Source organism: Pseudoprevotella muciniphila, from assembly GCF_003265305.2.
Taxonomy (GTDB): domain Bacteria; phylum Bacteroidota; class Bacteroidia; order Bacteroidales; family Bacteroidaceae; genus Alloprevotella; species Alloprevotella muciniphila.
This window is the reverse complement of the sequence record NZ_CP033459.1, coordinates 1,635,977-1,662,104: the sequence shown is the minus strand read 5'-3', so window position 1 is coordinate 1,662,104 and position 26,128 is coordinate 1,635,977. Positions and strand designations below refer to the sequence as shown.

Genomic DNA, 26,128 nt, shown 5'->3' with positions numbered 1-26,128 from the left:
TATTTATTGCGTTGCGCTGCGATGAGTAGTACAAACTCATGGTGCAAAGGTAGTAAATTATTCTGTGAGTTTCCGCTGCCGCCAAAGTTCAATGCTGTTTACTATGTTTTGCCAAAGGACGTAAAAGCCCATACCGAGTGCTGCAACGGGGTGCAGGTAAGCGGAGGCTATCCAGATGGCGAGTGCTGTGTTTTTCTGCCCTTGCGCCTGTCCTGCTTCAATACGATGCCCCATTTGTTTGCCTTGTGCCCATCCAAGCGAGAAGAGAGTCAAGCACAGAAGGAGAGATGAAAATGCAATAATCAAAAGCACAAAGGCGGAGGTCTTGGCATGGAAGATGTTGCGGATTGTTATGCCGCTTGTTATAGCAAGATTGAATGCCCATGTATAGAAAGGGAGATTAGAATGACGTTTTATCCATCTATAAATGTGAGGTATGTCGTGATGAACAATCCACCCTAAAATCAACGGGAGAACCAACACCAGACAGAGCCGCTTCATGATAGAGAGGAAAGCGGCAAGGAAAGATATGTCGGCATGAGGCTCCACGAGTGGGAATACCAGAGGGATTATTATCGCGCTCAATAGGCTCGACACGATGACGTAGAACGTCATCTGGTGCAAATTGCCGCCAAGTTTATTCGTTACAGTAGGCGCGGCACTCGCACACGGCGCAATGGCACAGGTCAGCAGACTCGCAAGAAGCAGGCGAGGCATACCCTGAATGTCAAAAAGCAGAATCATGCCAAGTAACAACCCTACTATCCCATACTGCGTCAGCGTGACACCCAGTTGCCAACGTGTGGGCATCATCTTTCGGAAATCCACCTTGCAGAAAGTAGTCAGTAAAGTAACGAACAACGCTATAGGGAACAGCGTGTAGATGATAGGCGCGAAGAAATCACCAGCAGGTTCAAGAGCGGGAACAAATGCAAAAAGCGCATAGAGCAAGCTGCCTACGGTCATTGACACCGGAAGCGTCCAATCTTTCAGAAAACGTACTATGTTCATGCCTCTCGCCTTTTTACGATACGCGAAGGTACGAAATAGTTACTCATAACGCAACTTTGATTTCTGCAAGTTGAAGATAAAGTTTTCAGCCGAAATCCGTATCATCGCCAAGCGAAGCAAGCGCATAAATCCAATCCAGAGCAACAATGTTTGTGCCTCTTCGCGTTTCAAAAACATTCTAAAAAAGCCACAAAATATTAATTTTGCAAGAAATTGAATTGAAAATCTTGGGAATTTTGTATTGAAAATCTTGGGAATTTTGTATGTTTGCAATTCAACAAGATATATAATAACAAGAAAACCTAAATACCATGTCAAAATTTTGTACAACGTGTGGAACTCCGCTCCAACCAGATCAAAACGTGTGTCCAAATTGTGGTACACCAGCAAATCAAACGGTTCAGCAACAGGCGAATTATCAGCAATACCCGCCTAACAGCCAAGCCCCAGGTAATTATGGCACCATGTCGCCCTATACTCAAAAAAATGGGAATTCTAGTCTGAAGATAGCGCTTATTGTTCTGGCTGCTGTATTAGGCGTTGCTATTATCGGTCTCTTGGTTTATCTGTTGGGAATGTTTGTAGGAAAAAGTGATGCCAAAGACGTTTATGACAAAGGAGATACAATTGCCGTTAATCAGCAAGTACAAATGGACAGATTACAGCAAGAGCAAGAAAAAATCAAAGAGACGAACGACTCTCTTAAACAGGCACTTGAAGAGGAAAAGAGTAAGCCCAAGACGGTTGTGAAGAAAGTTGAATCAAGGGACTACTCTGTAAATAGTAACATGGCCAGCAAAGTTATTATAGCAGGTGATAATGTTTGTTTACGTTCTATTCCTGACGAGAGTGGAAAAATGATGGGATCTAGTAATCCTCATCTTAATACAGGTGAAATGTATGACTATTTAGGAACTGTTGGGGATTATTACGAAATAAGTTATTATGGTGAAAGTTATTATATCCCTCAACAATATGGGAGACTTAGATAGAATTTTATTATTTGGAGTCTGGTAAAACGGTCTTAAAGCCCAGAAATCCCATAGTTCAGGGCAACGATCTGAGTAGATATGATAAAGTCGATGTCAAATCTGTATAAATCATAAAATTATGAAGAAATGATTTATTCTTATTGTACTCTGCCTAATTATGAGTGTAGAGTACACTAATGCTCAAAAAGTAACATATTATCGCGTTACCGCTGATAGATTGAATGTAAGAACAGGACCTGGCACAAATTATCGTGTGGTGAAAGACTGGGGCGAGGGCATGTTAGACTTTTTCCAAAAAGGAACTGTGGTTTGCACGAAGTTTGCACCCAAGAAAGGTTTTGTTAAAGTTCGCTTTGCTTATGCTCACGATGACCTTTCGGAGGATGGGGAAATCGGTTGGGTTAGTCTTAAATATTTAACTCCTGCAAAAAATGCGCTACATGTAAAGGAAAAGGACACACAGGAATCATTTGCGATTTTTTGCAATGGAGAGGAATGTGACGGGGAGCTTGCCATCTTCTGTATAAACGGCTACATGCCTTGCAAAAACTGCGAAGGAGCGGGCTATAAATAGTTTGTGTACCTTTTTAGCATATTTCTAATTCTCTGTTTATATAACACATTCAATTTTATGCAAATTAAGAATTCAACTTCAAATTTGCATAAAACATGGTTAACTCAAAGAGAATGTGTGGGTTATGGCTATGATTGAGTTTTCAAAGAATTATTGTACTACCAAAAAATTCCTCAAACGAGGGATTTTATGATTTAAATCAATCGCCTTCATACTTAGAAGGTTTGTACTCTGGTAAGAGGGGATTGTACATCATTATGGCATTGTTTTCTGCCACATGTTCCTCTGTGACGCTACCCGTGGCAAGGTCGGTAATGCGCTTGTAGATGCGGTTGTGGCGAGTGTAGCCACCCCACCATTGATGTTCTATGCGATGATCGTCCTCAAGAATTTCGTATTTTGCAGTAGGTTTCTTATCTGCTGTAATTTTGCCGTGAAGATATTCATCGTCGAGCCAGAGATTGATTTTGAAAGTTATGTCGGATGCATTGTAGAGTTGTAGGTCAATGTAGTTATATGCCAAAGTTGCTCCGCAAGCAAAGGGGACTGTGCGGTTTACATCTGGAAAGACATCGAAACTATGGCGCCAACGCTCTTGAATAGTTAGATTGGTATGTAGTGCCATCCAATATAGTAAATTACCAAGTTGACAAAGTCCACCCCCCGTTGCAGTAGATACGCGGCCGTTGTGTATCATCATGCCTGTTTTATAGCCCTTTCTCTTAGAAGGACGACCCACCATGCGCCATACTGAAAAAGTTTCTCCGGGATGAATAACCACACCGTCTATCTTCGCGATGGCAAGGCGCAGATTCTCTATCTTATTGTATTGTAGATGCATATCCACCTCCTTGAGTTTGCGTAATAGTGTGGAACGATGCTCCTTCCACAAGTGAACAGCGGGAAAACGCTTGTCTATCTTTGCATAATGCACATTAGAGAAATGCCATTTCAAGAAACGGCGGAAAATATAGTATTCCCGTCCGAGCATACGCCGTAAGCGACTTCGTTGAATGGGTTTCTCTACTTGATTAATCATAACTTTATTCTTTCTATGAACTATTGTATTAAGTCAAATTATCGTGATTTTTGTTTAAAAGTTGGTAAATGAAGATAACCACTTCATTTACCAACATCCTTAAAAAACGCTTTTATATAATTTGCAATACGGTTTATCTCAGTCTTCCATATTTTTTTGGAATGTAGTAAACTCCGCCATTAACTCCTATTTTGTAATAGTTGCCTACAGAACCATAATAAGAGACCACTTCTCCTGTGTCGAGGTGATAATATCCAGGTCCTACAAGTTTGGAATTTTCATTTGGACGAGTACGCAGACAGACGTTATCACCAGCAATAATCACAGACCGACGACCATTATAATTACCTGAATATACGTCTGTATTTTCATAACGTCCTCTTAAGCGGCCATATTTCTTAGGAAGATAGTATGTTCCACCATTCCATCCTACTCTGTAGTAATTACCGCTTTGTCCATAATAAGTTAATTTGTCTCCAGTATCAAAATGAGGGGCGTTACGTCCAGTCCATTTACAACTTTCAGAAGCACAAGTGCGAAGACAAACGTTATCACCAGCAACTGTAACGTAAGATTGTGCAAATGCGAAACCTGTTACCATGCACAAAATAAATGAAAGAATGATTTTTTTCATGATATAAAAATTAAAAAGTTAAAGATGTTTATTTGTTAGGAAATCTTATTATTCATTATTTGTATTGCCAAATCTGCCCATACCCAAAGATTTTTCTGATAGAGACGGTTGAATTCAGAGAGTGGAACGGGATTTCGCGTGCCCAATTCTATTGTGACACTGGGAGTGTTGAAACGCACTTCAACTTCATCAGCCCATGAGCCGCATGGTGCAGAATGACCAGACCCACGAGGTTCAAATTTTGTATGGTTCTTTATGATATTTGCAATTTTGAGTGCGCGAGCATTGACATTTTGCGGGGCATTGCCGCAACCATAATAAATAAGGTTGCCGCTTGTGTGGTAATTGAGGAAGCATGCATACTTTCGCTCTTTAGCCACTTTCATCAGTAGTTTTGACTCCACTTCAGACAACGGAGAAGCGCCAGGATAGTGTGAGTACCCTTTAACAGACTTCCTGTTACGGTCTTTGCCGAAACCATTGTTGAAATTGCGGTTGAGGTCAACGCCGCGTGCGTTCGACTTTATTTGGTCGTGTTTCGTTCCTGCCTTTGTATTTGCTCTTACCCATTGTTTAACATCTTCCGTCACAGCACCCTGCTCTCCGCGTTGCGCTATTTCAACACCATCGGGATTGACCATCGGCATAATGACCAAACACACTTTTTCAAAAATATCACTCAACTTAAGTTCGTGAAAACTACCATCCTTGAAGTTTACTAAATAGTGTTCTAACATAGACATAACTATGAGGGTCGACATGTATTCGCGTGCATGAATGGATGCTTGTATCAGAACGTAATGCTCTGCTTCTTTATTACCAAAATAAACCAAAGGAATGCCGCGTCCTTGACAAGTCTTGTCTCTCATTTCGAAACTAATATAGTCTGGCCATCTGTTCTGCATCTCTTTTAAGTCTTCAAGCATTTCACTATATGAATACGCTTGCTTTGAGCGATCAACTATATAGTCGTCAGGTGCTGGCGCTCTTTCTTCAGATTGTTCAGAGATAGTATTATTCTTTTTATCATTAGCCCCGCTCTCACAACAAAAGAAAGATAGAATTAGCGTAGCCGTCAAAAAAAGATGTATTCTCATGATATAGTAGTTTTTATTAAAGTTCATTCTTTTTTTTGCAAATATACACTTTTAATTTTAAATCCCCACGAAGTTTACAAGAAAGGTGTCATATACACAGGTAACAACAGAGTTTCGTTTTCCTTTTTTAGGTCTTTTGTGTAAATCAGGTAACGCCTCTCTATTATATGAGAAAACTTCTGACAGAAGACGTCAAGCGATTTGTGAGCTTTGTAACCGGAAGATTTAACCTCAATGGGGTGAAGCTTGGTTCCCCGCGACAGCAGGAAGTCTATCTCATAGTTGTGGCTTTTGTCCTTAGGCCATGTGTAATAAAATAGTTTGTTTCCATTGGCAGCCAGCATCTGCGCTATGACATTCTCATAAACATACCCCAGATTAGTGTTAAGCTTGTCATTCAACAGCTTTTTGTAGATGATGTTCTCGGTGTGGTCTTTATCCCAAAAAGCAAGTGTAACAAAAATCCCTGTGTCAGCACAGAAAATTTTAAACTTGGAAACATTCTTGGTCAGCGACATGCCAACATTGGGGTCGTTAGAATGGTAGGAAAAAAGAGTTGTTTTGCTGTCTTCAAGGTTTTTGAGAAGTTCCAATAGCTTATCGTCATCAACATCGCCCAGCACATTATAAGGCTTGTATCTATTATTTGTCTGATTGAGTTGCGACGGAATTTGCATAAAAAGAGTCTCTAATCGCCCTGATTCATCGAGTTTTTGAAAGTCGTCTTTATAAACCTGAATAATACCGCGTTTCGCGTGATCCACTAAGCTGAAATTGTTAGTCTCAATATATGTGTTTACTGCTTGCGGCATACCACCTACCAGCATGTATAGCCTGAAATCGCGCATGGCGTTCCTATGAGCTTTATCCAAAGGAAGTCGTTTTTCGTAGAACGTGCGAAGTAAAGAGGTTGTGGTCTCGTCGCCTAAAGCCCACCTGAATTCTTCATAATCCATCGGGTACATGGTAAGACGTTCCTCTTCACTTGGGATAGTAATGTCTTTCGTGTTCTTCTTGATGCTGATGAGAGACCCCGTTTCAATGTAATCGTAGCGTCCGTCCTTGACCAAATACTTTATAGCTTGTCGGGCAAGTGGGCATTTTTGTACTTCGTCGAAAATGATAACAGACTTTCGTTCTTTCAGCACCACGTTATAGAGCGCTTGTAACTGAAGGAAGATAAAATCCTTATTCATTAGGTTGTTGAACAGGGATTTAACTTCTTCGGAAGTTTCATTGAAGTCTATTAGTATATAGGATTCATATTCATTTTTTGCAAACTGTTCAACAAGTGTAGATTTGCCCACACGTCGTGCCCCTTCTATCAGAATAGCAGTTTTGCCGTTTTGTACTCTTTTCCATTCAAGAAGCCGGGCATATAGTTTTCTTTTGAATATGCGTTCCATATTTTAAGTATTATGTATGATTTTGGTTGCAAAGATTGCCATTTAATTTTAATTACCAAAATGTTTTCACCAAAATTCTCCGAAAATACCAAAATGTTTTCACCAAAATCCTCCGAAAATACCGAAATGTTTTCAACAAAATCCTCCGAAAATACCAAAATGTTTTGTTGAGATTCTCTGCGGAGGAAGGGAAAAAGTGCTGTTGAGCACCCATTTATTCAAACAAATTATCCATGGTTATCTCCTTTTGGATAATGTTATAGTAACTGTTGTGAGCAACGCTGTTTGTCGTTATCATAACTAAGTGAAGGGTATGCTTATCTTTTGATAATTCTTCTTTGTTAATTCCGCTGCAAATATAAAAAATGCGCTATAACCAGCGGAAGTATGTACTTTTTTCAATGTTTCCGCTGAAAATAAGGCAAAAAACACGCTATAACCAGCGGAAATGACTGCTTTTTGGCGTGTTTCCGCTGGTTATAGCGATTTTTTACAGAATAAGCGTACAAGAGCGACCAATGTTCACTCTCAACTATCCACTCACAACTATCCACTCACAACTCTCAATGTCGTTGCCTGCGGACGCTGTATCCGCTGCCGCTTCTCGATGCGCTGCCTGTGCGCACTTTCGTAGTCTTTTGCTTGCCGGAGTTTGATGATGTGCGGCGGCTGGCGGTAGTTGTGCGGCGGCTGGGCGAAGTTCTGGCCTTCTTCTCTTCTTTCGGGGCTGCCGTGGCGGCTGCTGCCGAGTCAGCGGGAACTGTTGCAACGGTGTCGCCGCGCCAGACGTGGTCTTCAAAGTCGGTCAGTTGTTTTTCTATGATGTTGCGTTTATTGATGACTGTGGAGTCGCTCTTGAGGCCTCTTGTCCTGATGATTTCCTTCTTCTGCATGTTGGTTGTCATGTAGATGTCGCCCTTGTAGAGGTTTTGGTTGAAGTAGTCGTCGGCAGACATTTCAGCAGCATTGTTCAGTGTGCTGTAGGCAAACATCAGTTTTCCGAGGTATGGTGCCAAGTCATCGTATTTCACCCAGAAGAGTGCATATTTCGACACATCGCCGTAGATATTGCCTTCCTCATCGAAATCTGTGCGGTGCAGCAGTGGGCAGAGTGCTGTGATGCGCGAGTGGAAGGTGGCGGTGTGCTGGTCGTAATACGTACTTTCTTTCACGTAGTACGACTTCACTTCGCGGCTTGGGATGTCGGCATCGTTGATACGCATCTTCTTGTCTTTCACCTCGTAGTAAATCTCATAGTCCTTCATCACGTCGATGATGCGCACTTTGTTGCTTTCTGAGAAGTTTTCAATATCGGAGTTGTTGTATTTATATGCAGGCACCTGACCACGCAAGATGAGTTTGAAGATATAGGTGAACAGGCTCATCTTGTTGCCCTGCGGTGTAACAGGGTAGTAGAGTGGTGCATTCTCATCTTTGGTGAGGTCGATTTCCCTGTATACATCTCTGCGCCATTCAGCATCATCGGGCATGACTTGTGCAGCAGGAAACTCGCGATATACAGATCCGCCGGGTTTTGTTTGCGTGGTGGTCTGTGTCTTTTTCTCTTTCTCTTCTTGCTGTGCACGACGCTTGGGAGGTTGGGCTACCATGCTTACTGTGCAGCAGAGGAACAGCAGGGCTGCAAGGCGGCTGCAAGAGGGCATATTCGTTAAGCGGGATGCAAAAGTTGGTTTCATATATCTTTATTTGCTTGAATACTGTTGTTTATTATAGTCGTTTAATCAGGGTGCTTCTTATCTGATGACAATACCCATTCTTTGTTTCAGCACACGAGGTACATTGTCCGGACCGATGCATCGCACATTCCTGATTTCGCAACCCTGACCGCGTTCCAGACTGCGGAAGATGTTGCGCTGAGCATCGGTGAAGCCCGAACCGGAAGAGGACACGCGCGTCGTTACACCGGCTTCCGTTACACTTGAGATGTCAAAGCCCGTAACTTTGAATTGTATGTCGAGCAATCCGTCATCTATAGCAGCACTCAGCGCACTGAATCCGATGGCTTCGCCCTTGCTCACGGCTCCACCCTTGAAACGGTCGGCGCCATGGCTGATGTAGGCGGTCGGGTCGGGCAACTTGCGAACGCGGAAGGAGAACCTGCCAAATTCCATCTGCTGACCTTTGTACGTACCTGTTACCGTGAATTCGCAGTTCTGTCCCACAGCATTTGGGCGGGCAGAATACTTGCCTCCACCCTTGTTCGTCAGTGAGCCTCCTGTCATAGTCAGGTTGATATGTTCCGGACTTACACCGCTCACACTGATGCTCAGCGGGTTGTCGATACCGGCATAGAGCACTTGCATGAGGTCGGCGGCAAGTGTGGCAGCACCGAGTTCAGGAGCATTGTGCGGAGAAATGTTAGTAACAGGGTTCTTCGTCGTGTTGTCGTTAGGCTTCTGGGCTACCATCGGTGGCAGCACGGTGTAATGCTGTGTGAATTCACGGCGAATCATGTCGCCGAAGATATTGGGCATCAAGGCATAGCCGTTGATGGTATAGTTGCCGGGCTCGTTGCTCACCCTGAAGCGGTAGTGGCTGTCCACACGCTGTCCGTTGACGTAAACCTCGGGAGTGCTCGTTGTGTCGATGGCAGCCATGATGACAGAAGAAACGAACTCTTCACCGGGCTGGAACACCGTCTTGTTGGGCAGCATATAAGCCCTCACGTCGTTCACACGGATGTCCTGCACATTGGCATTTGAGCGCAGGTCGCGAAGCGCACTGTTCTCTGCCTTGCGAACGTCGCTCTGAAGTTTAGAGAGCATCGTTACGGCAGCGATGGCAGGCATCTGCTCGAACATGTATTCTTCCCAGTTCTGACCCACAGCCTCCGTATTTTTGGGCACATCGGTGCTCAGAATGGCATTGACGATGACTTTCTGGCGGGGGTCGCTGATGTAGTTGTTCACCGTATTGCGGAACTGTTCTATCTTTTCGCGCAACTGCTTGCCTTTCTGACTCGTAGGACCGAGCATCACGGCTTCGGCAGCGCTCAACGTCTCCTTGTCATCGAGGTTGTCAGGGTCGCCGTCAGCACCGTCAGCCTCCTTTGCTATGTCAATGCGCAGGTTGCTGATAAGGTTGTACAGTTCGTCCGCCTGTTTCTTCACTTCTCTGGCGTGAGCAAAGTTTTCCTGCATCTTGGCATTGCTGCCCGATTCGCGCTGGAAGTCGTCGTATATGTTTTTGTTTTCCTCACCCGCCTTCTCAGTGGTGCGCTTCAGGCTCTCGCTCATCAGCGTGAAGCCCTTGAGCACATCGCTCGAGACGTTTAGCGCCAGCATAGCCATCAACACGATATACATCAGGTTGATCATCTTCTGACGTGGGGAAATCGGTCTTTTCTTTACAGCCATTGCTTGTATTTCTTTGATGACGCACCTGCAGTCATGCTAAGCCTTAGTTGCAGAGCGCATCCGGAATGTCAAAGTTTTTTTATTCCTGCGGGGCAGTGGTGCCGCCGGCAGCGTTAGCATTGATGGTGAGCGCCTTGATCATACGCGAATATACACCATTGAGTTCTTCTATCTGTTTCACCAGATGGTGGGTCTGTTCGTTGATTTGGTCGATGGTTACAATCTGGGCGCTGGCACCCTTGAGTTGCAGTTCGTAGATACTGTTGATGCTCGTCAGTGTACGACTCAGGCGCTCCATCTCTTCGTTGTCTTGAGAGAGGCGTGCACTCTGTTGGTCAACCTTCGATAGGGTGTCGGTCAAAGTCCGCAGACGCTCGATATAGGTCTTCGTAACAGCCTCCATTTCAGGTGATAGCACGGCTTGTGCGCGTTTCAGCAACTCGTTGTTGGCTTCGCGGATGATGGTAGTCAACTGTTCCGCGTTGGCGTCCTTCGGTATGCTCAGACCGGCTTCTTCGGTATTGGGCAGGTATTCTGGCTGTGCGGGCTGTTCCTGAGGAGCAGCAGGGCCTTCTGCGGCAGGAGCAGGCGGAACCTGAACGGTAACAGTCTGACCGCTGATGGCTGCAGGTGTTGCAGGAGCGGCGGGCTGAGGTGCTGCAGGCGTAACGACAATGGCAGGGCCTACTTGCACAGGCTGCTGGGTCTGCTCGGCGGAAGCGGCAACTTCTTCGGTCGAAGAAACATCGTCGTCATCATCATCATCATCGTCGTAGTCATCATCGTCGTCATCGTCATCCACAGCAACGGGCCGGATGCCATATTTTTTCTCTTCTGCCTTGCGCAGCGACTCGGCTATTTCCTCGTCGGTCTGGTAGTCAGGTGGCAGTTCCTTGCCCACTTCCGTCTTGTCGAACGGACGGTCGAAGGCGGAGATGAAGAATACCACAACTTCAGTACCCATACCTATGAAGAGCATCAGGTTACCGCCGGGCAAGTGGGTCAGTTTGAACAATGCACCCAGGATGACGATAGAAGCACCCCAACTGTAGGCATAGTTCAAGAACGTTTGACCCGGTACGCTGTCCATCCAGTGTTGCAGGCGGACTACGAAATTTATCTTTCTTGGCATATCGTTTTTGTTTTAAGTCTCAGGATTGATGTATGCAGGCTTTTCCGCTGTCAATACGTGCGTTGACCGATGCGTATAGTGCCTGATTCTGTTTCTTTATGATGTTATTTTCTCTTTTGTTTCCCCGTTTCTGTTGTGGCTTTCGAACGTACGCAACGGAACCCGATGAACGAGCGGGGTTGGTTCTGGTATTCCCATGTGCGCCATGCCGAACGGATGTAACTGATGGGGTCTTTCCACGACCCACCGCGCACACTCTTGCGCTTCAGGGCATACGGGTCTTCCTTGGCAGCCTTGTAGTCCAGTTCCGGGTTGATGTCCGCCATGGTATTCACACCGGCTTCTGTATATACCGTGTTGGTCCATTCTGCCACATTGCCTGCCATGTCGAAAAGCCCGTTGCTGTTGGCGCCGTATGTGCCCACACGGCTCGTGATGAGATTGCCGTCTTCTGTGTAGTTGCCGCGGTCGGGCTTGAAGTTGGCATAGAAGCAACCGTTCTTGTTTTTGGTGTTCTCACCGTCCGCCTGGTTTTCCCAGGGGAAAGGATTGCCTTCCTTGCCGCGGGCAGCATATTCCCATTCTATCTCTGTGGGCAGGCGGAAACGTTGGATGTAGCGTGCCTGACCGCCCAGACCTTTCAGCAGGAATTCCGTGCGCCAGTTGCAGAACGCCGTGGCTTGTTCCCAACTCACACCCACAACGGGATAGTCGTTGTAAGCCGAGGAGGAGAAATAGAGTTTCATGTAGGGACCATTGTTGGCATTTATGAAGTCGTTCACCCAGCATGTGGTGTCGGGGAAGATGTTGACGATGTAGGTGTTCACGAAGTCGTAGAGGCTCGACAGTGGGCGCTCTATGGTTTCGCGGACAATAGTGCCATTGTCGTCAATGTAGGCGGTGTCCTTTGATATCATCACCACAGCGTTAGGGTCGGTCTGAATGTCAGTGTTCAGGTTGCGCTCAGCAGGATTGAGACGGTATTTGCGTAGTGCCGCCTTCTCGTAGTCGAACACTTCGTAGCGATAGTTCATCTGGCTTGCATCGAGCATCTTCGTGCCGTCGATGGGGTGGATTTTATACACACTCTCAATGGCACGCTCCTGGTCCTCGTTGGGCTTGCGCCATGGGATGGCACGCGACCAGTCAAGATGAGGTGTGATGGGGTCGCCATTCTTATCCACTTCAACCTTGAACGTCTCGTCGCCGCCGTAGGTGGGATCGGCAAGGCGCTCGCGGATGATGGAGTCGCGGACATAGTTCACAAACTGTCTGTACATCGAATTGGTAACCTCTGTCTGGTCCATCCAGAAACCGTCAACACTGATAGCACGGGCAGGCACGTTCTTACCCCAGAGCGTGTCGGTCTTTTCAAGGCCGGTCTTGAGGAAACCGCGCTTTATTTCTACCATGCCGTAGGGAGTTGGTTCAGAAACGGAGGCTCCGCGTGTACCTGTAACCTCGCCACCATTGCTCATACCGCCTTTCAGGGATGCACATGATGCCAAAACGTACATTGAAATCAAAGCAATCGAAAGGTAAATTATAGATTTTCTTTTCATATTTCGTTTGTTTTCTTTTCTGAATGTCTTTTGTTTATAAGGTTTACAACCATCTGACGCTCTTATGCAGGTTGCGCCCTTTCTTGCCAAAGTCCAGATCCATGGAGTAGCCCAGGGTTACTTCGTGCTGACCACGTTCCAGACCAAGACCGGAAGTGAAGGCTTCGTAACTGTAACTCAGGTTTACGCCATGAAACCGGCCACCCACTATCAAAGCCACCGAACGCTGCGGAGTGTATGCCACACCGCCATGAATAAACTTGTCTTCTTTCTCGTAGCACAACCTGCCGGTAATTGTGGCGCGAATGTCTGTACCATCGTAACGCACAAAACAGGAAGGTGCTATCTTAAAAAACGGATTTTTCAGTTTGATATTGTATCCACCTGTCAGATAATAGTGTCTTTTCACGTCCATCTGGTAGGTCTCGCCCAAGTTTATCGTAGGAGCCATCAGGTGGATAGCGGAGAGACCCACATAGAGGTTCTTGCGCTGATAGTACACGCCCACGCCGGCATCGAACCGCGAACCGCTGACTTCGCCAGAAGGGAATGCCAAATCGTTGCCCTCGGCAAGGTTGGCCTTCGAGCCGTCAACCTTTTCGTTCAGCATCTCAGCCTCAGCACCAACGTTCAGCGTGCCGCCGAAGAGGCGGAACTGATAACTGTACTGAATGGCAAAGTGTTGCTTGGTAAAGAGACCTATGGCATCGTTCTGGAAGTAGGCACCCACACCATGACGCGTCTTCTGTACCGCAAAAGCGGTGTTGGCACCCGTGAAGAGTGTGCTGCCGCCCTGTTTTACACCCATCGGGTGGCTCTGAAAACCGGCATTGATGAGCAGTTGCGAAGATTTGCCCACAGTGGCGGGGTTGAATTGAGGCTCCAGTTCGTAGTAATGGATGTAATCAGGTTCCTGCTGCGCGTAAGACACAAAGCATGCTCCCAGCCATAGTAATACGGCAGGAAGAAGTGTGCGCAATATGCGGAAGCGTCTGAAAATCATATTAAACTACAATAATGACCTACAAATCTGCCGGCACTGCTGCCGACAAAACGCGGTTTTTTTTAAACACCACAGAAGGCGTTTTATTGTGTTTAAAATCAAATAATTATGTTCCTAATTCCTTTTTCGCCGCTAAATTACAGAAAAAAAACAAAAAAAGCAGAAAAAACGGCGAACTTTTGTTATTGTTCGCCGTTTAGAGAAATGTTCTGTAAAACTTAATTCTCGTAAGATGAAGCATCGCCGTCGTCGTCTGCATTGTTCGCAGAAGCAGAAGAAACTGAGAAGGTAACGTCGTCTATCTGATAAAAGTTGCCACCGGGTACCACGCGAAAAGCCAGACCGCTACCATTGCTGAAGGTTACGGCATACCAGTCATCCTCATAGTTCCAGACCTTAATGCTTTCAAAACTGTTGTCGGGCGGATAGATGCTTGTGGGAAGCGACTCGCGGTGCGACTCCAGATATTGCTGGAAGCGCTTTGTTGCGTTGCGATGGAACACAGCATATTTGCCGTTGTCGGTGCGTTGGTTGGTTACAGCGCGATAGATGCGTTTGACGAGGTCCGCTTTCTTGGCTATGACATGGTCTGCTTCTTTCTTGCCCGTAGCGGTTTTTAGCGAGTCTTCAGCGGCTTTTTCTGCCGCCAGTTGCATCTCTATCTGGCGGGTCTGCCAAAGGGAGTCTTCCAGCGACTTAATCACCTCTGGCATCTTGTTTTGCGCGTCTTTCAGTTCCTTGCCTTCTGTACGCGCATTGTCTATCATGATTTTGGCCATGGCATAGCAGCCGCCCAACAAGATGAGCAGCAGCAAACCGCGGATGACCCTTCTTGTCCATACCTTACGATTGATGGGCTTACGTTTTTTCTTCTTTTTAGGCGAAGCAGGGGGCGGAACTTCAGAGGGCTGGTCATCCAAAGCAGCAGGCATGTCATCTACGGGCACACCACACTGTGAGCAGACCTTAGAGTCGTCCTCTATCAAAGCATGGCAATGAGAACAAGTTTTCATGTCTTCGTAATTTCGCGCAAAGATAGCAACTAATTTGCGATTGAAAAATAATATATCGAGATATGTCGGATTCTCGGAGTACTCAGATAATTCTGAATACTCCGAATATTCCGAAAACTCTCAACTCTAAACGCAGGTATAGCCCCCGTCAACAGCCAGAGCCACACCATTTACATAGCCTGACGCAGGCGAAGAAAGGAAAATCACTGTACTGTCGAGTTCACCTTCCTTACCGTAGCGCTCCACCGGGATGGCACCCTTTGCATATTCACTGAACCAGTCTGTCTCGAGTGTGTCTTTGGTGAGAGGTGTCCAGAAGTAACCCGGGCAAATGGTGTTCACCGTGATGCCGTATTTACCCCATTCTGCAGCCAGGCCGCGCGAAAGGTTGACCACACCGCCCTTGGCAGCATGATATGGAGTGCAGGGTGCTATCTTGTTGCCCACAAGGCCATACATGGATGCAATGTTGATGATACGCCCGTAGCCGGCAGGAATCATGGCTTGCTTTGCTGCAGCACGTGCCACCTTGAAGGTGCCGAAAAGGTCGATCTGCATCTCGTTGTCAAACTGCTCGTCGGTGATGTCTTCTGCCGGTGCCACAGCGCCTGTGCCAGCGTTGTTCACGACGATGTCAATGCGGCCGAAGTGTTCCAGAGCCTTGGCAACGACGTCGTTTACCATAGCCGTGTCAGTAACGTCGCAGCGAAGGGGAAGTACTTCCACACCAAAGTCCTTGCGGATTTCTGCTGCCACTTCTTCGAGTTTTTCCATGCGACGGGCGATGGGAACAATGTTGCAACCCTGATTGGCAAGGGCTCTTGCCATCTGTACGCCGAGACCACCGGAACAGCCTGTAACGATGGCAACATGGCCTGTCAAATCAAAATAATTCTTCATAATAGTCTTTCTTTATTGTTGGGTTTTATTTGATAATCCTGTAAAAACCGCCTGCAAGGGGCTTCACCACACCCTTGAGTTCCAACTCAAAAAGCAGGCTTGTCACTTTCTGTATGGGAAGACCCGTTTCCACCACTATCTGGTTGATGGGTTTGCGGTCGAACTCCATGAGTGAATGGCAAATGAGCAATTCTTCTTCCGACAGGTCCGGAAAGAGTTCGCGCTGAACGGGTGCAGAATGGTGTTCCCAGCCAAGGGCGTTGACCACATCCTCGGCACAGGTAACAAGACCTGCCACATTCTCCTTGATGATACGGTTGCATCCTTCGGAATACTGGTCGGAAACTCGCCCTGGGTAGGCAAACACACTGCGGTTGTAATCCTGCGCAAGACGCGCCGTGATGAGACCACCTCCCCGATGGGCACTCTCCACAACGATGGTGGCAAACGACAGCCCAGCCACGATACGGTTCCGTCGGACGAAGTTTTCCTTCTTAGGCTGCGTGTGGCGCGGATACTCCGTGAGCAGACCGCCACACCGGACCATCTCCGATGCTGTGCTGCGATGGACGGAAGGATAGATGCTGTCGAGACCATGTGCCAGTACACCCACTGTCTCAATTCCCTGCTCCAGACAGGCACGATGGGTATGGATGTCCACACCGTAAGCAAGACCTGAAACAACCACGGCATCGGGAACAAGTTTTTTCAAGTCGATGCAAAACTGGCGGCAGATGTCCTTGCCTTTTTCAGTGATGTGACGCGTGCCGACCATCGAAATAATGTGGGGAGAGTTCAGGTTGGTGGTGCCGCGATAGAACAACGACAATGGAGCATCGTCGCATTGGCTGAGCAGGAAGGGATAGTCTGCATCGTTGAGTGTGAGGATGCGGATATTCTTCTCCTGACACCAGTCCATCTCGCGCTTAGCCCAGTCGAGGGCTTCATCGGTATGTGAAAGGGCTAACTTCAGGCTTTGGAGCGCTCGCGGTGTCATGCCTTCGGGTAACTGCTTGTCCCTGAGCAGTGGCTCTGCCGAACCGTATGTGCGGTAGATCAACAGAGCGTTAGCAAGGCTGATGCCTGGCAGGTGGGACAAGGCGAGAGTGTATAGAGGCATGATTTTATCTTGTTATTAAAACGAGAGAGATGTGGTTTTTATTGTGGGAGTAGCAGGCGACGCTTCTTATTGCCAATATTTGGAAAATATATTGTTCAGTTCTTCGCTGTCCTGCAGCCGTCCGTTGACCAGACAGACGGTTTCCACTGTGGAGCGTAGCACCACTTTCTCATCGGGCAGGCGGAAAATGTCCTGCACAAATACTATTTTGATGCCTTCCTTGCGTACTGCAAGGCGAGAAACAAATTCATCGCCCGAACGCAAAGGGGTCTTAAACGACATCTGAAGGCGTGCAACGACGGCATCGATGCCACGGTCATGAAGTTCTGCAAAACTGACGCCTTCCGAGCGAAGGAATTCGTGGCGCGTATGCTCCGTGTAGTGTTGGTAGTTGGCATTGTTCACGATGCCTTGCAAGTCGCATTCGTAGTCGCGAACTTTCATGTTTAGTGAGAAAACGTATTCCATATAGGATTATTATGTTTTATCTTTCCGATGATTTTAGGGGTGTTCTATAAATCAGGCTTAATGATTCTTCGTAATAGTCATCAAGACTAATTATAAGACTAAACCCTATTTTATAGAGCACTCCTTCAGATAGATGCGTCCGATGCGGCAGTGGATGCAGTCTTTTCGGTCGCAGTAGAGGGTGCGTAACTGGATGAGTGCCTGGCTGTCGGCGGCACTGTCCACTTCCAGACCGGCATGCTGCCAGTGGCGCGTGATGTTGTCGTTCTCAGCAGGCAGACTTTCCAGAAGGGAGAAGGCGCGTTCGCAGATGGCGTCGTCCATCGTTTCGCGACCGTAGGCGAATAGCACAGGAGCCACAACGTTCACCAGAAGCAGGTCGATGCTCTTCTTCTGCAAGGTCTTTGTCTTCTTTTCTCCCATGCGACCGAAGGTGTAGTGCGTCTCCCAATAGTCTGTAACACCCGTGTCGAACAATTTGCGCAAATGCCTCACATCCTTTGTCTCTACAATCTTGCGGAACGTAAGTCGACGGGAGACGAAGAGGTTCACCAGTTGTGCCATGCGGATGGTGGGGAAGTTTTGGGGACGCATGCGCAGGAAACGCCAGGAAGAGGAGTCGATAGGCGTGAGGTGGAATTTGTGCTTCAGGAAGTGGTATTCTTGTTGAAGTCGGCAGAAATAGTCGTCTTTCTGTTCGGGCTTTACTGCATGGTCATCGAGCAGTCCGGCCTGACCGAAGAAGAAGGCTTCCACTTGCATCGCATCGTCCCTGTGGTGCCCCACCTGATTCAGAGGCACACTGAAAGCCCAACGCTCAAAAGCATCACTGTTCACACCGAAACCCATGCCTCGCGCCAGAGCGATGAAGAAGGCATATTCCCAATCGCCGTTAGCCAGGGAGAGATAGCGCTCGATGCGCTCTGTCTTCTGCTGCAGGCGCTCGATGGTCAGGGCGTTCAGCCAACTGTGAATCATCAGGTCTGCCAGTTTGGGAATGATACGGTAGCAGGGAGGATAAGTGTCGGCCAAAAGTAGTTCCCTGTAGTTGTCGGAGACGTATTGTGGCACACTGATTTCCAACTGCGGCAGCAGCCTGCCGTCGGGTGTGCGGATGTCTGCATCTACCCGCTCGCATACATGGAGGATGACGTTGTTGTAAGCATCGTCGTCGTCATGAGAATGTCTGTGCCAGTCGCTTGCCAATTTGTGGATTTCCACATTGCCCACCCAGAGCATACCGTCTATCTTTATCTTGGCGTTGAAGAAGTCGGGACCTGAGTTCAGGTTGTGAAGCCCCGCATCAATCACCTCTACCGCACGGCCGTCTGTCGCGCAGAGAGTGCCCGGAGGCAGCAACTGATGTTGCCATACGTAATGCAGAAGTAGTTCCATTTACGCTCCTTTTGCACAAAGGTATGAAAAAAAACGTACAACTTGGAGGACATGCCAAAAAGATTTTTCCTATTTTTGCAAGTCGGGAAAAGTGTAGCGCATCTTGGCTACACGGATATCTCAAAAAGTAGAATGGCAGATACGTTAAAGGATAAGACGGCGAAAGGGTTGCTCTGGGGCGGTTTGAACACTTTCCTTCAGCAACTGCTGAACCTTGTGTTCGGCATCTTTTTGGCGCGCAAACTCTCACAGGACGACTATGGCATGGTGGGTATGCTTGCCGTCTTTACAGGCATAGCGGCCAGCCTGCAGGACGGTGGGTTTGTCTCAGCACTCAACAAACGGAAAAACATCACCTTCGATGACTATAACTCTGTGTTCTGGTTCAATGTTACGGTGGCATTCGTGTGTTATTGGATACTGTTCTTCTGTGCACCGCTGATAGCCGATTTCTATGGTGAGCCGGAACTCGTTTGGCTCTCGCGCTATTGTTTCCTCGGATTTTTTATCACGAGCCTTAATATAGCACCGCGTGCCTACCTCTTTCGCAACCTCAAGGCAAAGGAGAATTCCACACTTGGCTTAGTGGCGCTTATCGTGTCGGGCATTGTGGGCATTGTCATGGCAGCGAATGGGTTTGCCTACTGGGGACTTGCCACTCAGAGCAATGTCTTCGTTCTTGTTATCACTATAATGAGTTACTATTACAGTGGGTTCCGACCGAAACTCACGTTCTCATTCCAACCCATAAGGGAGATGTTCGGCTTTGGGTCGAAACTCGTCGTTACGAGTATATGCAATGTAGTAAACAATAATCTTTTCTCCGTTATCCTCGGTAAGTTCTATACAAGTGCTGACGTGGGCAATTTCACACAGGCTAACAAATGGAACAACCTTGGCCACAGCACGATTACTAACATGCTGTACGGGGTGGCACAGCCTGTATTCACCAAGGTGGACGACGAACGCGGGCGGCAGAAGCGAGTGTTCCGCAAACTGCTACGTTTCACGGCACTGCTGGCGTTTCCCGCCATGTTCGGTCTTTCCCTGACAGCAAACGAACTTATAGTCATTACCATTACAGAAAAATGGCTCACCAGCGCTTCCATTCTCAGCCTGCTCTGCATCTGGGGCGCGTTTATACCCATCAATAGCCTGCTCAGTAATCTTATCATCAGTCGCGGGCGGTCAGGCACCTATATGTGGTGCACGATAGGACTGATAGTCGTCTCGTTGGCTACGGTCCTCGTCATGGCATACCTGAAGTCGGGCATGTGGAATATGCTGGTAGCATTCGTCATCGTCAACATACTCTGGATGTTTGTATGGCATTATTTCGCCAAACGGGAGATAGGGATTTCACTCTTTGAAATGTTGCGCGACATGGCGCCATACGCACTGCTGAGCATGGCAGTCTGTGCAGGAGCATTCTTTGCATTCAGCGGAATAAGCAATGTCTATCTGGCTTTCGTACTGAAATTCTTCTCCGTAGCCATCGTCTATTGCACTATACTATGGTTGAGTGGAAGCGTAATATTCAAAGAATGTGTGGCGTATTTTTTTAGAAAAAAACGCTAATTTATAAAAAAAACCCTTAACAATTATCACGGCGAAACCTTCGTGTCTTCACCGAGCGAAGCAATGGCATAATTCAGGACAGAGTGATAATGTCCGTTAAATCCGCGTCCATTTTTGCCTTGCAAGCGAACAAGTTCGATTACGCGTTCCAAAAATAGAAAGCGTTAAATGATTCACGTACCGCCCATCAGCATAATTGCCTCGTCCTTGAGGTCGTCGGGGAGTTCTATGCCCCGTAACTGTAGCGAATGGAGCCAGTCGGCGATTTCTCCGGTGCGCATCGTGGTGAGCACTTCGCGGAATTCTTCTGTCTGTTCGGGTGTGTAGGCACTGGCGGGCATACCCTTGTAGCGGTCGAGTTCCTCGTCGTCGTAATACACGATGTTGAGCGCATGTTCGCCAAGCATCTTGTCGGCATAGCAGGCTTCGCTCTCGACAGCACAACCGCGGCACGCGGCATCCGGCGCAGGTATGTCTTTTCCCGCTTCATTTGCCTGCTCGGCAGTGCCGCTGTCTGTATCATTACCATCGACTTCCGGTGCATCACCAAAGAGCCATTGCCTCACATAATGGGCAATGACGGCTACGGCAATCAGGCCTGTGAGAAGTAGTGCCAGGGGAAGCATGGTATTTCTTAATTTATTGAAGTTATCGAAGTTATTGAAGTTATCGCTTCGCTTGAAGTTAACGACGTTACCTCTTTCTCTTTGAAGTTATTGAAGTTATGGCTTCGCTCGAAGTTAACGACATTAGGTTATGCTGATGACTTTGTCTTCTTTCTTCCTTCTTTTGTTATTTATCGTACCACCGTATCGTCGTTAACTTCGCTAACTTCGTTAACTTCGAGCGAAGCGTTAACTTCTTCAATTTCTCACGAAGGGGCGCAGCGTCTCCCAGAAAGTGGGGTACGATTTGCTGACCACTTCGGGGTGGTTAATGACGATTTCGGGGAAGCGCATGGCACACGGCGCAAATGCCATCGCCATGCGGTGGTCGTCGTAGGTGTCGATGGTGAGGGGGAACTGCATGGCTGTAGTACTGCCGTCCCAGAGGAGTTCACTGTCGCTGCGCACTTCCACCTTTATGCCGAATTTCAGCAGTTCGTTGCGCATGGCGGCAAGGCGGTCGGTTTCTTTGATTTTCAGAGTCTGTAGCCCTTTGAAGTGGAACGGGCGGTGGAGCATGGCGGATGTAACCACGAGGGTCTGAGCCAGGTCGGGCTGTTCGCTGAGGTCCATCTGAATGGTCTCGGGCACAGGGCGGTGCATCTTGGTGAGGACGGCACCTTCGGCATCGAACGTGGTCTGAATGCCGAACATTTCGAAGTATTCGCGCACACGGCTGTCGCCCTGCAGACTCTTGGGGTGCAGCCCGGGCAGTTCTATGCGGGCATCGCTGTCTGCACTGAGTGCCATGATTTCATACCAGTAGGAGGCGGAACTCCAGTCGGATTCTATGGCGAAGGGACCTTCGTGGTGGTAACGCCCGGGCTTCACATAGATGGTCTGGTCGCCAATCCATGTTACCTCAGCACCAAAAGCCTGCATCAGGCTGATGGTCATGTCGATGTAGGGTCTTGAAATAATACCGCCCGTAAGACGCAGATGAAGTCCTTTTTCCATGATGGGACCAATCATCAAGAGGGCAGATATGTATTGTGAGCTCACGTTGGCAGATATTTCCACACTGCCGCCGGTTAGTGTGCGGCCCAATACCACAAGGGGAGGATAGCCCGTGCGGTCGGCATAGCGCACGTCTGCGCCAAGGCTGTTGAGCGCATCTGCCAGGACACTGATGGGGCGCTCGTGCATGCGAGGGGTGCCGAAAATGTAGTGGCGACCCGGCTGGGCAGCAAAGAAGGCTGTGGAAAAGCGCATGGCAGTGCCGGCAGCGCCGATGTCGATGCGCTCGGGGCGTTCCGACATGGCAGCGGACATCACGCGCGCATCGTCGCAGTCGCTCACGTTGAGCAAGGTACAAGGTGTATCTGCCAATGCAGAGAGCATCAGCACACGGTTGGTTATGCTTTTTGAAGAGGGGAGCACCACGCGTCCCCTCAGTTCTGACTTGAATTGCAATGTATCGGTTGTTGCAGGTTATTCTATGCCGTTGGCGCGGTTGTGCCAATGGGCGGCTTGAGTTACGTCGCGCAGTACGCCCTGACCATGGTCGTACATGTCGCCGATGCGGTTCATGGCATCACTGCTGCCGGCTTCTGCGGCTTTCAGGAACCATTCGAGCGCCTGCTTGTAGTCCTGGGGAACACCCTTGCCGTTCAGATAGCAGTCGCCAAGATTAGTGAGCGCACGGTCGTTGCCCTCGGCTGCTGCTTCGCGGAAGAGTGCCAGTGCGCGCTCGGCATTGCGTGCCGTGCCGACACCGTCGAGGTAGCAGTACGCCAGGTTGTTCTTGGCATTGGCGTTGCCCAGGTCGGCAGCTTTCTGGTAGCACTTGAAGGCTTCTTCTTTCTTGCCCTGTTCTTCATACACGCAGCCCATGTTGAAGAAGGCTTTGGCGTGGTTGTGGTCGGCTGCCACGCGGTAATGAGCAAGGGCTTCCGTCACGTTCTTCTCCACACCATGACCTTTCTCAAAGCAGTAGCCGAGCGAGAATTCTGCCTCGTGGTTGCCCTGTGCGGCGGCTTTCTTGTAGAGTTCCACTGCCTGGGCATATTCGCCCTTGTTGTAGCGCCAGTCGCCCACGTAGTTCTGCGAGAAGGCATCGCCCTGTGCAGAACCCATCTGATACCAGTAGAGGGCTGAGTCGAGTTTTGCGGAGTCGGTCTTCAGGGAGTCGGAGGTGGAGCGTGCCACGTAGATGTCGCCCATGTTGCGCGAAGCAGGACCGAAGCCTTGTTTCGAGGAGCGGCTGAACCATGCCATGGCAAGGCTCTCGTCTTTCTCCGTGCCCTGTCCGTTGAGGTAGCAGATGCCTAAACCGTATTGTGCACGGGCATCTTCGCGCTGGGCTGCCTTGGTGTACCATTCCACGGCTTTCTTGTAGTCCTGAGCGGTGCCTAAGCCTTCATAGTAGCAATCGCCCAGGCGCGACTGTGCCTTGACGTAGTTCTTGTTGGCAGACTTTTCGCACCACTTGAAGGCTTCTGCCGCATTCTTGGTGATGCCGATGCCTTCTGCGTAGCAGGTGGAGAGGTTGAACATGGCTTCTGCGTTACCCTTTTCGGCTGCAGCCTTGCACCAGGTGTAGGCTTGTACGGGGTTCTTTTCCACACGCTCGCCGTTGAGGTAGCAGCGCCCAAGTTCCGTCATGGCTGCCACATCGCCGTTTTCTGCCTTGCGTGTTAGGTCGGCTATGTATTGCTCGTCGGCTGTGCCATGCTTGAGGAAGGGAAGGTCGATGAGACCCTTGTCGTAAGCATAGTAGGCATAACCACCGCCAACGGCAGATGCCGCCATCAGCAGCAGAATAAGCAGGAATTTGAAAATACGTTTCAGACAACCTTTCTTAGGTTTCTTTTCGGGCTCTTGCCTGGGTGTTTCTTCTTCGGGCAAGGGCTTCGGTTTGACAATCGTCACGTCGGGGCGGCGAGTGCCGTTAATCATTTCTTCCATAGTAGTGTATGTACCTTTTTTAGTTTATTTCCTTTTTATTTAAAATGGCTTAGTTATGAATATTTCGCAAAAAGCCATATTTGGGGCAAAGGTAGGAAAAGAAATTGAAATAGAGAAATGCCCTGCGGCGCACCATCCTTGCTGCAGCCGCTATGGCATCTATAGCCGCTATAGTTTCTGTAGTTACTATAGTTGTTATAGCCATGGCGTTCACGGTGTTCACGGTGTTCACGGTGTTCACAGCGTTCATGGTGTTCACGGTGTTCACAGCGTTCATGGTGTTCACGGTGTTCAGGTGTTCACGGTGTTCACATTCCAAAAGCGTGAACGCGTGAACACCTGAGCCCAAATCAGTTATTAGACCGAAAAATGGGGTTTTATGGGTGGGGTAATCTATGGGGGCTTATGCTTTGACTTTGTTGCGTCAGTTTTAGTGCTCTGAATAGAAAGTGTATCAAAACGAATGGAGTGCGCTGTCGCGCAGAAATCACACAAATCTGCCAAAATCTGACAAATTGATTTTCATACGATTATATTTGTATGATTTGAAAAGATTTGAAGGATTTCTCGCCTTTAGGCGACTTCTTTAATTTTTTGATACACTTTCAACCCCAGTGCTACGGCAGTCCCGGAGGGACGTAACAAGTTAGGCAGGGGTGAAAGGAGCAAAGCGACTGAAACCCCTGTTATGGGTGTTGGGTGTCGTGAGCCCGGATATGGGCGGCACAGAGTATAGATAACGCCAAGAATTGCATAAATCTTTGACGAGAGTGTATCAAAACGAATGGAGTGCGCTGTCGCGCAGAAATTACACAAATCTGTTCAAATCTGACAAATTGATTTTCAGTCTGTTATTTTTGCATGATTTGCTGATATGCCCCGATTTGTCTAACTTTGCACTATGAAACTGTTGTTTATAGAGACATACGGCTGCCAGATGAATGTGGCAGATTCGGAGGTAGTGGCAAGCGTGATGAAGATGGCGGGCTACGAACTGTGTGATGACATCAAGGACGCTGATGCCGTGTTTCTCAACACGTGCTCCGTGCGCGACAAGGCAGAGCAACGCATCATCCACCGTCTTGAGGCGCTTCATGCAGAGCAGAAGCAGGGCAGGCGGCTTATTCTCGGTGTGCTGGGCTGCATGGCAGAGCGTGTGAAGGAGCGTCTGCTTGAGGAACACTATGCCGACCTCGTGGCAGGTCCCGACGCCTACCTCACACTGCCCGACCTCATAGCACAGGTGGAGGCAGGGCACAAGGCTATAAACATCGAACTCTCCAACTCAGAGACCTATCGCGACATCATACCGGAGCGTTTCTGCGGTTCGAATCTGAGCGGTTTTGTGAGTATCATGCGTGGCTGCAACAATTTCTGCCACTATTGCATAGTGCCCTACACCCGCGGCAGAGAGCGTTCGCGCGATATTCAGAGTATATTGCAGGAAGTGCGCGACCTGCGTGACAAAGGCTACAAGGAAGTTACGCTGCTCGGACAGAATGTGAATTCTTACAACTTCGTGCCTGAAGACGGCGAAGCCATCAAGTTCCCTGAACTGTTGCGGCGTGTGGCTCGGGAAGTGCCGGAACTGCGCATCCGTTTCACGTCGAGCCATCCGAAGGACATGAGCGACGATACGCTCCATGTCATAGCCGAAGAGCCCAATGTGTGCAGGCACATCCACCTCGCCGTGCAGAGCGGCAGCAACACGGTGCTGAAAGCCATGAACAGGAAATACACGCGTGAATGGTATCTCGAGCGTGTGGCAGCCATACGGCGCATCATACCCGACTGCGGACTCTCCACCGACATCTTCGCCGGCTACTGCGGCGAAACGGAAGAGGACCATCAGCAGTCGCTCAGCCTGATGCGCGAATGTGCCTACGACTCGTCGTTTATGTTCAAATACAGTGAGCGCCCCGGTACGTATGCTGCCCGAAACCTGAAGGACGACGTGCCGGAAGAGACGAAGATACGCCGGCTTAACGAACTCATCGCCCTGCAGAACGAACTCTCCGCAGCATCGAACAGGAAGGATGTGGGTAAGATAGTGGAAGTGCTTGCAGAAGGTCCGTCAAAACGCAGCAGGGAACAACTCTGCGGGCGCACCGAGCAGAACAAGATGGTGGTGTTCGACCACAAGGCATACCGCCCGGGAGACATCGTGCGCGTGAGAATCACAGACAGCAGTTCGGCTACGCTCCTGGGCGAAGCGCTCTGAAAATCAGGTGTTTCATTCAGGTTTCTGAAGCGGT

General features: G+C 48.5%; 24 protein-coding genes. 4 read left to right on the top strand and 20 right to left on the bottom strand.

All coding sequences use genetic code 11. The features are described 5' to 3' along the window. Window positions 1-57: 57 nt before the first annotated feature. The gene (locus tag C7Y71_RS06710) at window positions 58-1,011 is read right to left on the bottom strand and encodes a bile acid:sodium symporter (protein WP_111898365.1); all 954 of its coding nucleotides are present in this window, start codon (window positions 1,009-1,011) and stop codon (window positions 58-60) included. Between the two features lie 311 nt (window positions 1,012-1,322). Between C7Y71_RS06710 and C7Y71_RS06705 the strand changes: the two genes are divergently transcribed. Both C7Y71_RS06705 and C7Y71_RS06700 read left to right on the top strand, forming a co-directional pair. After that, window positions 1,323-2,003: a zinc-ribbon domain-containing protein gene (locus C7Y71_RS06705; protein WP_111898367.1), complete on the top strand. Its 681-nt coding sequence runs from the start codon at window positions 1,323-1,325 to the stop codon at window positions 2,001-2,003. A 157-nt stretch (window positions 2,004-2,160) separates the two neighbouring features. Continuing rightward, entirely contained in the window at window positions 2,161-2,577 is a 417-nt protein-coding gene (locus C7Y71_RS06700; RefSeq protein ID WP_111898368.1) for an SH3 domain-containing protein, read from the top strand. A gap of 199 nt (window positions 2,578-2,776) precedes the next feature. On the opposite strand, the gene C7Y71_RS06695 is transcribed toward C7Y71_RS06700, so the two are convergent. From C7Y71_RS06695 to C7Y71_RS06630, 14 genes are all read right to left on the bottom strand, one after another. Continuing rightward, window positions 2,777-3,616, bottom strand: a complete 840-nt coding sequence (locus tag C7Y71_RS06695) for a VanW family protein (protein WP_226943408.1) — start codon at window positions 3,614-3,616, stop codon at window positions 2,777-2,779. Window positions 3,617-3,749: 133 nt separating this feature from the next. Continuing rightward, entirely contained in the window at window positions 3,750-4,250 is a 501-nt protein-coding gene (locus C7Y71_RS06690; protein WP_111898369.1) for an SH3 domain-containing protein, read from the bottom strand. A 35-nt stretch (window positions 4,251-4,285) separates the two neighbouring features. Continuing rightward, window positions 4,286-5,176, bottom strand: coding sequence for a M14 family metallopeptidase (locus tag C7Y71_RS06685; RefSeq protein WP_193215863.1), 891 nt, complete (start codon window positions 5,174-5,176; stop codon window positions 4,286-4,288). Window positions 5,177-5,421: 245 nt separating this feature from the next. Beyond that, window positions 5,422-6,753, bottom strand: coding sequence for an ATP-binding protein (locus C7Y71_RS06680; protein ID WP_111898371.1), 1,332 nt, complete (start codon window positions 6,751-6,753; stop codon window positions 5,422-5,424). 563 nt (window positions 6,754-7,316) lie between these two features. Then, window positions 7,317-8,450: a type IX secretion system ring subunit PorN/GldN gene (porN, locus tag C7Y71_RS06675; protein WP_111898372.1), complete on the bottom strand. Its 1,134-nt coding sequence runs from the start codon at window positions 8,448-8,450 to the stop codon at window positions 7,317-7,319. 57 nt (window positions 8,451-8,507) lie between these two features. Then, window positions 8,508-10,130 carry a type IX secretion system motor protein PorM/GldM gene (gene porM / locus C7Y71_RS06670; RefSeq protein WP_111898373.1) on the bottom strand — a complete coding sequence of 541 codons (1,623 nt, stop codon included), beginning with the start codon at window positions 10,128-10,130 and terminating at the stop codon, window positions 8,508-8,510. A gap of 79 nt (window positions 10,131-10,209) precedes the next feature. Next, on the bottom strand, window positions 10,210-11,262 hold the full coding sequence (gene porL / locus C7Y71_RS06665) for a type IX secretion system motor protein PorL/GldL (protein WP_111898374.1): 1,053 nt from the start codon (window positions 11,260-11,262) through the stop codon (window positions 10,210-10,212). 104 nt (window positions 11,263-11,366) lie between these two features. Beyond that, a complete protein-coding gene (porK, locus tag C7Y71_RS06660; protein WP_111898375.1) occupies window positions 11,367-12,824 on the bottom strand; it encodes a T9SS ring complex lipoprotein PorK/GldK in 1,458 nt (485 codons plus the stop codon). Window positions 12,825-12,867: 43 nt separating this feature from the next. Further along, window positions 12,868-13,827, bottom strand: a complete 960-nt coding sequence (locus C7Y71_RS06655; RefSeq protein WP_111898376.1) for a PorP/SprF family type IX secretion system membrane protein — start codon at window positions 13,825-13,827, stop codon at window positions 12,868-12,870. A gap of 218 nt (window positions 13,828-14,045) precedes the next feature. Next, window positions 14,046-14,840 (bottom strand): zinc ribbon domain-containing protein, encoded by a 795-nt coding sequence (locus C7Y71_RS06650; protein ID WP_111898378.1) that lies wholly within the window; start codon window positions 14,838-14,840, stop codon window positions 14,046-14,048. 126 nt (window positions 14,841-14,966) lie between these two features. Beyond that, window positions 14,967-15,740, bottom strand: coding sequence for an SDR family NAD(P)-dependent oxidoreductase (locus C7Y71_RS06645; RefSeq protein WP_111898379.1), 774 nt, complete (start codon window positions 15,738-15,740; stop codon window positions 14,967-14,969). A 25-nt stretch (window positions 15,741-15,765) separates the two neighbouring features. After that, window positions 15,766-16,860 carry a DNA-processing protein DprA gene (gene dprA / locus C7Y71_RS06640; RefSeq protein WP_111898380.1) on the bottom strand — a complete coding sequence of 365 codons (1,095 nt, stop codon included), beginning with the start codon at window positions 16,858-16,860 and terminating at the stop codon, window positions 15,766-15,768. 66 nt (window positions 16,861-16,926) lie between these two features. Continuing rightward, window positions 16,927-17,328 carry an acyl-CoA thioesterase gene (locus C7Y71_RS06635; protein WP_111898381.1) on the bottom strand — a complete coding sequence of 134 codons (402 nt, stop codon included), beginning with the start codon at window positions 17,326-17,328 and terminating at the stop codon, window positions 16,927-16,929. Between the two features lie 105 nt (window positions 17,329-17,433). Next, window positions 17,434-18,723, bottom strand: a complete 1,290-nt coding sequence (locus tag C7Y71_RS06630; RefSeq protein ID WP_111898382.1) for a DUF2851 family protein — start codon at window positions 18,721-18,723, stop codon at window positions 17,434-17,436. Window positions 18,724-18,855: 132 nt separating this feature from the next. On the opposite strand from C7Y71_RS06630, the gene C7Y71_RS06625 reads away from it, so the two are divergent. After that, window positions 18,856-20,301, top strand: coding sequence for a lipopolysaccharide biosynthesis protein (locus C7Y71_RS06625; protein ID WP_111898383.1), 1,446 nt, complete (start codon window positions 18,856-18,858; stop codon window positions 20,299-20,301). A gap of 26 nt (window positions 20,302-20,327) precedes the next feature. Here C7Y71_RS06625 and C7Y71_RS12120 read toward each other — a convergent pair whose 3' ends face one another. The 5 genes from C7Y71_RS12120 to C7Y71_RS11830 form a co-directional block, all read right to left on the bottom strand. Further along, entirely contained in the window at window positions 20,328-20,453 is a 126-nt protein-coding gene (locus tag C7Y71_RS12120) for a hypothetical protein (RefSeq protein WP_262883947.1), read from the bottom strand. Between the two features lie 21 nt (window positions 20,454-20,474). After that, on the bottom strand, window positions 20,475-20,927 hold the full coding sequence (locus C7Y71_RS06620) for a phospholipase (protein ID WP_111898384.1): 453 nt from the start codon (window positions 20,925-20,927) through the stop codon (window positions 20,475-20,477). A gap of 237 nt (window positions 20,928-21,164) precedes the next feature. Further along, window positions 21,165-22,379, bottom strand: coding sequence for a 3-phosphoshikimate 1-carboxyvinyltransferase (gene aroA, locus C7Y71_RS06615; protein ID WP_111898385.1), 1,215 nt, complete (start codon window positions 22,377-22,379; stop codon window positions 21,165-21,167). An 18-nt stretch (window positions 22,380-22,397) separates the two neighbouring features. Then, window positions 22,398-23,873 carry a tetratricopeptide repeat protein gene (locus C7Y71_RS06610; protein ID WP_111898386.1) on the bottom strand — a complete coding sequence of 492 codons (1,476 nt, stop codon included), beginning with the start codon at window positions 23,871-23,873 and terminating at the stop codon, window positions 22,398-22,400. A gap of 49 nt (window positions 23,874-23,922) precedes the next feature. Then, entirely contained in the window at window positions 23,923-24,159 is a 237-nt protein-coding gene (locus C7Y71_RS11830; RefSeq protein ID WP_193215862.1) for a hypothetical protein, read from the bottom strand. A gap of 615 nt (window positions 24,160-24,774) precedes the next feature. Between C7Y71_RS11830 and miaB the strand changes: the two genes are divergently transcribed. Beyond that, window positions 24,775-26,094, top strand: a complete 1,320-nt coding sequence (miaB, locus tag C7Y71_RS06600; protein WP_111898387.1) for a tRNA (N6-isopentenyl adenosine(37)-C2)-methylthiotransferase MiaB — start codon at window positions 24,775-24,777, stop codon at window positions 26,092-26,094. The last annotated feature ends 34 nt before the right edge of the window (window positions 26,095-26,128 follow it).